The sequence below is a fragment of the Symplocastrum torsivum genome, assembly GCF_059505465.1.
On the sequence record NZ_JCACKQ010000134.1, the window covers coordinates 141,048 to 147,556 of the forward strand.

Here is a 6,509-nt window from a genome sequence, read left to right on the forward strand (position 1 = left end):
ACTATTGACTGTTTTCCAGTCAACGGTCAACCGTTTATAGTCAACGCTATCCCCCAACTAAAACTACGGGGAAGAGTCAATCGTCCGTTATCAGTCCAGGTGACAGATTTGTGATGTTGGATGTCGATCAGCTGGCCCAAAACGATCGTCCGTCCTCTCTAGCTCGGTGGGCATACCATGCCATCGGGCAGCCAGGGGTGTGCTTAAGAGTCCGATTGCGAGGGAATGACCTGCATATTTTATGTGAGAGCCGCCAAGGTTTAGAAGCCAAAACGGTTGTAAGTAGCTTCATCAAGGCACTCAAAAGGCAGGAGGAGGGTGATTCTCTTCCAGTTACTCCAGGAAACCCGATTTACCAAATCATCCTGTATGGGCGCACGATTGGACAGCAGCGTCCAGACTGGATTAAGCAAATCCGGATTAAGTCGCCTCAACAGGTTAGTAAAGCGGCGAGAGTATCTACAACAGCAGGAAGTGATACGGCGACGGATGCTGCATTACTCGTTTCTAATGAAATTCTTGCTCGTTCTGGCTCTCCAGAAGCGATCGCTCGTTATCTGAGCGAAACCCTCAGCCCATTGGGAGTCAGCGTTAAGGTGCTGATCCAAAACCTTCCCGATGCATCTGCTCAACCGGAAGAGGAGGAAAAAGCCGCTAGTTTATCTCCTAACCGCCGTCTTTGGGTCGTTTGTAATTCCAACTACAGCCCAGATGCGTCGTTGATTGCGGAACCTGTTGTTGAACAGTTGCGGCACTTACAGCTCAAAGGCTTCCGTGATGCGGCGATTTGCTCTCAAGTGAGTGGGGAAGCGACACCAGAATGGATGTTGCGGGTGGATTTGACCCCCCCAGAAGAAATGCTCAAGGAGTGGGCACACTGGGGCGATGTCCAAGCGATCGCTCGAACCTTGAACCAGAGGCTCTCAAGCGTAGGGATGGAAGTTCGAGCCGTTCTCAAAGACGCTACAGTTCATTTGTTTTGCAGCCTCTTAAAGCCTAAGGGCGCTGTTGCTCCAGACAAACAACGGGCAATGAAAGCGATCGTCCCTGTACTGGAGCGAATTGCCCCCCAAGGCATCCAATCGGCTATGGTTTATGGCGTAGAGACGTGTCATGATAAGGCTTTCCAGCAGCGATTACTCGCTCCAGAGCCAGAGGCACCCAATTGGATTGAGTGGCTCAACTTACCAGCAGCCTTCAAACCCCATTTAGCAGAATCGGCGTATTCACTAGCACAAAAAGGCAGCCAAGAAGCAATTACCTTTTTGCTCCATCGCTTACTCAATCCTGACCTGGATCGGCGCTTAGCAACGGGTGGAATTCATCTCAAAATTCGCCGTAAACAAGACCTGTTGCACATCATGAGCGAGGCACCAATCTGTCCGCCACAAGCTCAGGTTGGACCACCCATTGCCAAATTTCTGCGCCAGTTAGCCATCCCAGAGATTGTTGGAGTACGGGTTTATGGTCGTCGCGCTGGTTCAACTGCCCCGGCTTGGAATTATGGGGATGATTTTGTCCATCGTCGGCGGTTAGTACCAGAAGCAACTCCAGAGTTTGCCGCATCGGATGCTTATGTGAGTGAGCTGGTGGCTCCGACAGAGGAATCCGCTCTGCGCCCAGACTTAACCAAAGAAGACCTCAAAGATGGTTTAAGGCAGACACTTCAGGCAACAGTCCGTACACTTCGCCGTGGCTTGTGCTACTCGCAGCTATTTGTCCCCGCCGTCGAGAACCAAGACCTAGCAGCCGTTCCCCAACGTTCAACCCCTAGCAGTTTTTCAGCATCTCTAGGGTTTAAAGTGGCAATGGTTTGGGGAACGTTGGGATTGTTGCTCACAATCCAAACGGATTGGCTAGTTGGTCAGCTACTACGCTCACCAAAAGCATCTCCAAGTGTGACAATAACGGACGGGTCACCCACAGCTGTACCTTTGCCTCGAATATCTTTGCAGAAAGGTGGTAAGCCAGGTACAGGCGACTTCAATGCGTCTGGGTTTACGCGAACAGGCGAGACGAGTGTCATTATTAACGAACGAACCGAGACACCGGAGAAAGCGAGTGCCGCAACAGCAGCAAGTTTAGCGGCGGCGCGATCGCCGAATCCCTCGTTCAACAACCCACTGTTAGATGAGAAGATGGTAATCTACCAACAGCGCCTTCTCCAGAGTGGGCCCCCTGATGTTTTAATTGTCGGAAGTTCCAGAGCCTTGCGAGGAATCGATCCAGTTGCCCTCCAAGACGCTTTAGCGGCTCAGGGCTACCCTGATATTGAGGTGTTTAACTTTGGTATCAACGGCGCCACTGCTCAGGTTGTAGACTTCCTAATCCGTGAGGTGTTAGCGCCAGAGCAACTACCTAAATTGATTATCTGGGCAGATGGGGCACGGGCGTTTAATAGTGGTCGGGAAGATGCTACCTATAAAGCGATCGCGACTTCTGAGGGCTACCAGCATCTCAAGGCTGGAACCTTCCCTACTTTAGTGCAAGTCGGTAGCGATCGCACAAATCGTAGTTCTGAGGGAATTAATGCTGAAGCCGCAAACCCGATAGCGTCTTGGAAAGCAAGTTATCAGTCAATCAATGATTGGCTCAATCAGTCTCTAGGAAAACTTTCCTCAACCTATCCTCAGCGAGACGAACTAAAATCGGTCTTGCGAGAGCAGTATGTCTCCCTTGTGAAACGTACCAATGTTTCTTCAGACCAAACCTTGTCTGCTACCCAAAAAGAAGTATCCAACACCGAGTCCATTGACTTTGATGGCTTCCTTCCTCTTTCTGTTCGCTTCAATCCCGCTACCTACTACCAGAACCATGCCAGAGTAGCTGGGGATTATGACAGCGATTATCAATCATTCCAACTAGCTGGTGAGCAAGACGCGGCTCTTGAAGCACTCTTGCAATTTTCCAAAGCTCATGAGATTGGTGTTGTTTTTGTCAACTTACCCCTTACTAAGGATTACTTAGACCCCACACGTACAGCCTACGAGGAACAATTTCAGAAGTACATGCGTACCTCAGCCTTGCAAAGGGGACTGATTTTCCGAGACTTGACTGAGTTATTACCAACTAAGCATGATTACTTTTCTGATCCTAGCCACCTCAATCGCTATGGCGCATACCAAGTTGCCAAGCAACTAGCTCAAGACCCATTAATTCCTTGGGCAGTTAAGCCAACTAAGGACTAGGTATGGCGTTTCTCACTTAGGTGAAATACATGCTCTCTCTCATTGTTTGTTCATAGTTCATGGTTCATAGCGATGAACTATAAACGGGCACTTCACAGCGATAAGAATTTTAGGAATTTTTTAGATAGATGACCATGAACTCCGCCCACAACGAAAGAGGAAAATTTCCTCTGCCCTACCACCTACCATCTACCACCTAACACCTATTCCCAGAACAATGACATTTATTTCAATTCCCTATGCTCTATTTCTCTTGGTTGTCCTGGGAATTTACTGGTCGGTACGAAAGCAATCTTTACGCCTACGTGTATTACTCATTGCCAGTCTAGTCTTTTATGGCTCCCTGCAAATTGCGTATATCCCTTTGCTACTCATAATTACTTTAATTAACTTTGGCTTGGGAAAAGCAATTGGCTCGAATACAGCACCAGGTTCTCACGCGACTAATCAGCGTCTTTCCAATGAAGAATGGCTATTTGCTCAAGGAGTGTGGAATCGCCGACGATTGAGGATTCTGTGGTTAGGGATTATTTTGAATGTCATCGGCTTACTAGGCTTTAAATATCTTCCTTTTTTCTTAACTAACCTTGCCGTATCGCTAAATTTGCCAGTTGTCCAAGCGGGTGCTGACTGGCTCAGTACTCATTTAATTGCTCCTTTAGGACTTTCATTTTTTATTTTTGAGTGTATTGCTTATTTAATTGATGTCTATCGGGGGGCACCAGCAACACAGAATTTAATGCAGTTTGCTACCTACAAATTGTTTTTTCCAAAAGTGATTTCTGGCCCAATTACTCGCTTCCATCCCTTTGCAACTGGGCTAAAGTCATTACATTTTCCTAGTTCTGATCAATTAACAGAAGGACTGTGGTTAATTGCCTGTGGTGCTATTAAAAAGGCACTCCTCGCTGATCAATTAGGTATTTTTGTTGATTTATGTTTTGGTAACTTAGAACGAGCGGGTAGTGGTGATTTATGGCTAGCAATCATTGCCTACGGTCTGCAACTGTATCTCGATTTCAGCGGCTATGTAGATATTGCGCGTGGTAGTGCAATTCTCCTGGGATTTAACCTTCCAGAAAACTTTGATTTTCCCTATTTCAGCACGAGCATTGCCGACTTCTGGCGTCGCTGGCATATCACTCTAGGGGACTGGATACGCAACTATCTTTACTTCCCTTTAGGTGGTTCCCGTAAAGGTTTGGGTCGAACCTGCTTGAACCTGCTGATTGTGATGCTCATTACTGGTATTTGGCATGGTGCCGCTTGGGGTTTTGTCGTTTGGGGTGGATTGCATGGTCTTGCCTTGGCGGCGCACCGCTTGACACAAGCGGTATCGGAACGTCAGGAATGGGCAAAACATTGGTGGCAAAGCTGGTCAGGTGTACTGGTTGCCTGGTTGTTAACCCAGTCAATGGTTTTTACATCCTGGATTTTTTTCCGGTTACCCAGCCTCAAGCAAGCAGGCTTAGTAATTCAGCGTCTTTGGGGGCACCCAGCGGATATTCAATTTGCTCAAAAAGTTTACGTGGAGGTGGTTGGTATCAGACCCCTCCCGATTGCTCTACTACTCGCTGCCTTGATGGTGCTAATGGCTGTAGCTTACGGTATCCAACGAGGCTTAAAGCTACAGATCAATTGGCCATTAAAACTGCTATTAGTACCGCTATGTCTATATATAGTCTGGGTATTAGCTCCTACGGGTGGGTTGCCTTATATCTATTTTGATTTTTAGCGGGCACAAATGCGATCGCCTAATCGCCTTACCAAAGCTTTGGTACAACTGTCCACGTAGTAGTGGCAATGATTCTTGTTGCGATCGCAACTTCACATCGCTTAGGACGAGTTAGCACTGCTGAATCTCTACTCCTCTGGAAAGACTTTACCAAGAGAGCCAGTCTGCTAGCAAAGCGAGGCGAATCCTGAAACAACAGCACACAAAGTGCTTCGGGAAAACCTATTCAACTAAATATATAAGGAAATCTGATTACAGATAGTTAAGTAATTAAACAAAAACTGTTGAATTTATAAATAACCCTAAATAATATCAAAGAAAGGGTAAGAATTACTTGCCTTGATTCAAATCAAATTGATAGTAATCATTTAAACTATGACGACCACATTACAAAGAGAGCGTAGCGGCAATTTGTGGGAGCGCTTCTGCGCCTGGATCACAAGCACTGAGAACCGCCTGTATATAGGTTGGTTCGGCGTATTGATGATTCCAACACTACTCGCTGCCACCACCTGCTTCATCATCGCCTTCATCGCCGCTCCCCCAGTAGACATTGACGGCATCCGTGAGCCTGTTGCTGGTTCCTTACTCTACGGAAATAACATCATCTCTGGTGCTGTTGTTCCTTCTAGCAACGCTATTGGCTTACACTTCTACCCAATTTGGGAAGCCGCATCTCTTGACGAGTGGCTCTACAATGGTGGACCTTACCAGCTAGTGATTTTCCACTTCCTCATCGGCGTATTCTGCTACATGGGACGTGAGTGGGAATTATCGTACCGCTTAGGAATGCGTCCTTGGATTGCCGTAGCTTACTCAGCACCTGTAGCAGCAGCTACCGCAGTATTCCTCATCTACCCAATCGGACAAGGTTCTTTCTCTGACGGAATGCCCTTGGGAATCTCTGGAACCTTCAACTTCATGTTTGTGTTCCAGGCAGAGCACAACATCCTGATGCACCCCTTCCACCAGTTAGGTGTTGCAGGTGTCTTCGGTGGCGCTCTGTTTAGCGCGATGCACGGTTCTCTGGTGACCTCATCACTGGTACGTGAAACAAGCGAAACCGAATCACAAAACTACGGTTACAAGTTCGGGCAAGAAGAAGAGACCTACAACATCGTCGCTGCACACGGTTACTTTGGTCGTCTCATCTTCCAATACGCTTCCTTCAACAACAGCCGGAGTCTGCACTTCTTCCTCGCCGCTTGGCCAGTCATCGGCATCTGGTTCACGTCGTTGGGCATCAGCACGATGGCATTCAACCTAAACGGTTTCAACTTCAACCAGTCTGTGATTGACTCTCAAGGTCGTGTGATTGGAACTTGGGCAGACGTACTCAACCGCGCCAACCTAGGTATGGAAGTCATGCACGAGCGTAATGCTCACAACTTCCCTCTAGATTTGGCATCGGGTGAAGCAACTCCGGTTGCTCTAACCGCTCCTGCTATCAATGGATAATTCTTAGGAATCTAGCTGAAAAAGAAGCGCTCTCCTTCAGGGGGGCGCTTTTATTAATATGAATAAACTCTACATAGGGCTTGCTGCACAAAGCCGAAACCCTTAGCCATCAATAGTTTAAGCGGGAT

4 protein-coding genes are annotated in these 6,509 nt (G+C 47.6%); all 4 read left to right on the forward strand.

Annotation, left to right across the window (positions count from 1 at the left end; genetic code table 11):
- The first annotated feature begins 113 nt into the window (after nucleotides 1–113).
- The 4 genes from AC5JL3_RS35235 (at nucleotide 114) to psbA (ending at nucleotide 6,381) form a co-directional block, all read left to right on the forward strand.
- Nucleotides 114–3,188, forward strand: a complete 3,075-nt coding sequence (locus AC5JL3_RS35235) for a DUF1574 family protein (protein WP_496078878.1) — start codon at nucleotides 114–116, stop codon at nucleotides 3,186–3,188.
- Between the two features lie 217 nt (nucleotides 3,189–3,405).
- On the forward strand, nucleotides 3,406–4,923 hold the full coding sequence (locus AC5JL3_RS35240; RefSeq protein WP_496078879.1) for an MBOAT family O-acyltransferase: 1,518 nt from the start codon (nucleotides 3,406–3,408) through the stop codon (nucleotides 4,921–4,923).
- Between the two features lie 62 nt (nucleotides 4,924–4,985).
- Nucleotides 4,986–5,114, forward strand: a complete 129-nt coding sequence (locus tag AC5JL3_RS35245) for a hypothetical protein (RefSeq protein WP_496078880.1) — start codon at nucleotides 4,986–4,988, stop codon at nucleotides 5,112–5,114.
- A 184-nt stretch (nucleotides 5,115–5,298) separates the two neighbouring features.
- Nucleotides 5,299–6,381: a photosystem II q(b) protein gene (psbA, locus tag AC5JL3_RS35250; RefSeq protein ID WP_496078881.1), complete on the forward strand. Its 1,083-nt coding sequence runs from the start codon at nucleotides 5,299–5,301 to the stop codon at nucleotides 6,379–6,381.
- The last annotated feature ends 128 nt before the right edge of the window (nucleotides 6,382–6,509 follow it).